We start from the raw sequence: 2593 nt of genomic DNA, 5'->3' as shown, positions 1-2593 counted from the left end.
AACGCGATCACCGGCTGTGCGGCACTATTGAGAACGTGATTACCGGAGTGGCGCACACCGGCGTGTGCGTCCCGGATTGCGAGGCCGCGGTGGCCTTCTACCGCGATGTGCTCGGCCTTCGCGTCCTTTCGCCGCCCTATGTGATGGACGGCGAAGCGATCCGCAACGACATGGGCGAGCTGATGGCCGACCCCGCGATGAAGGCTGCCATCGTCGGGTTCGACGGGGACGGCGACCGGGTCCTCGAAGTGATCGAGTACCTCAATGCCGACGGCGGCGCGGAACGGGCCAATGCGAGCCTGGCGGATCACGGCCTGTCCCATGTCGGATTGATCTGCGACGACATCGACGCCACCCGCGCGGAGCTGGAAAGCAAGGGGGTGCGGTTCCTGGTCGACGGCATCGCCGATCTCGCGGGTGTGCGCACCACGTGGTTCGCCGACCCGTGGGGGGTGGTGTTCATCCTGGTCGGCAAGGGCAAGCCCGAACGTCCCTACTTCGCGCAATGGGGGTGAGGCCGAGCGTCGGAATCATCGGTGCCGGCGCGGGCGGCATCGCGATGGGCATCCAGCTCGCCGACGGGGGCTGGGGCCCCGGGGACTTCACGATCTTCGACCGCAGCGACGGCTTCGGGGGGACGTGGCGGCACAACACGTTTCCGGGCGCGGCGTGCGACGTGCCGTCGCACCTGTACTCGTTTTCGTTCGCACTCAATCCGCGGTGGAGCAAGACATACGCCAACCAGCCCGAGATCCTGGAGTACCTGGAGAAGGTCGCGGCCGACCGCGGGCTACACGCACACCTTCGCGCCGACACCGTCATCGAGACCGTGCGGTGGTCCGACCGGGACAGGCGCTGGACGCTGACCACGGACGGCGGCGCGGTGCACCACTTCGACGTCGTCGTCAGCGCCGTCGGAATGCTGGACGTGCCGAACATCCCATCCATTCCGGGGGCCGAGAGGTTCGGCGGCCGGGCGTTTCACTCATCGCGCTGGGATCACAGCAGGTCGACGGCCGGGGAGCGGGTGGCGTCGATCGGCACCGGCGCCAGCGCGATCCAGTACGTGCCCGCGATCGCCCGGGAAACGGCCCACCTCACGGTGTTTCAGCGCACGCCGATCTGGGTGTCGCCACGCCACGACGTCCCGTTCACCGCCGAGCAGCAGGAGCTGTTCGAACGCGACAGGGGCGCGGCGCTGGCACTGCGCGAGGAGATCTTCAACTCTTACGAGACGTCCAGCTTCGACGTCGACGCGACGCAGACCCGCGAGGCGACGGAGCTCGCATACAGCTATCTGATGCGCAAGGTGTCCGACCCCGAGCTGCGCGGGAAGCTGACGCCCGACTACCCGGTCGGCTGCAAGCGGCCGCTGATGTCGCGCGACTGGTTTCCCACGTTCGCACTGCCGCACGTGCACCTGGAAACCTCGCCGATCGTGGGGTTCACCGAGCGCGGCCTTCGCACGGCCGACGGCGTCGAGCACCGGGTGGACACCGTGATCTACGGCACCGGCTTCAAAGCCGCCGACTACCTGAGCAGTATCGACGTGTACGGCACGGGCGGGCGTCGGCTGCACGATGAATGGGCAGGCGGCCCGGAGGCCTACCTGGGCACGCTTATCAGCGGCTACCCGAATTTCTTCGTCCTCTACGGGCCCAACACCAACGGCGTCAACTCGATCCTCTACATCCACGAGGTGCAGACGGCGTTCATCCGCCACATCCTCGACGCGGCGGGCGGGCGGGGAGCGCGCACCGTCGAGGTCACGCGCGAGGCGCAGGACCGGTACAACGCCGGCATCCAGGCCGCGATGGCGGGCAAGGTGTGGCTCGCCAACTGCAACAGTTACTACCGCCACCCCAGCGGCAAGGTCGTCACTCAACTGCCCTATAGCGGCAAGACATTCGCTGAGCGAACCCGAGAGATGATCCCTGAGGACTACGACCTGCGCGATTAGGCGGGTTCGAGTTGCAGCGACGCAGTTGCGGTTTACTGTCGGCAACATGGCTGTCGGTGGTGTGCTGTTCGACATCGACGGGGTCCTGGTGACCTCATGGAAGCCGATCCCCGCCGCCGCGGAAACGTTGCAGGTCTTGCACGACAACCAGATCGCATGCTCGTATCTGACGAACACCACCACCCGCACACGGCAGCAGATCGCGGAGGCGCTGGCCCACGCCGGGATGAAGGTCCGCGCCGACGAGGTGATCACCTCGGCCGTGCTCACCGCCGAGTTCGTCCGCAACACCTATCCGGGCGCGCGGTGTTTTCTCGTCAACAGCGGCGACATCACCGAAGACATGCCCGGCATCGACCTCGTCGCGTCGACCGAGTTCGGACCGCACGACCGTGTCGACGCCCCGGACGTCGTGCTGATGGGCGGGGCCGGTCCCGAATACGACCATCTGACGCTGAGCCGGGTCTACGACTGGATGGCCCAGGGTGTGCCGGTCGTCGCGATGCACCGCAGCACATCGTGGAACACCACCGAGGGGCTGCGCATCGACACCGGCATGTATCTGATCGGGATGGAGGAAACCTCCGGCCGCAAGGCGACCGCAGTCGGCAAGCCAGCGCCCGCGGGCTTCCT

Annotated in this window: 3 protein-coding genes; all 3 read left to right on the top strand. The window is 67.1% G+C overall.

Annotated features, from left to right (window positions below):
• A partial coding sequence (locus tag VKG81_RS14105; protein ID WP_324396903.1) for a VOC family protein occupies nucleotides 1-515 on the top strand: 515 nt, incomplete at its 5' end.
• A complete protein-coding gene (locus VKG81_RS14100; RefSeq protein WP_324396901.1) occupies nucleotides 506-1960 on the top strand; it encodes an NAD(P)/FAD-dependent oxidoreductase in 1455 nt (484 codons plus the stop codon). The genes VKG81_RS14105 and VKG81_RS14100, both read left to right, overlap by 10 nt.
• Before the next feature lie 46 nt (nucleotides 1961-2006).
• A partial coding sequence (locus VKG81_RS14095; RefSeq protein WP_324396900.1) for an HAD-IIA family hydrolase occupies nucleotides 2007-2593 on the top strand: 587 nt, incomplete at its 3' end.

This window comes from Mycobacterium sp., from assembly GCF_035314905.1.
Taxonomy (GTDB): Bacteria; Actinomycetota; Actinomycetes; order Mycobacteriales; family Mycobacteriaceae; genus Mycobacterium.
This window is presented reverse-complemented; position numbering and strand designations above follow the sequence as displayed.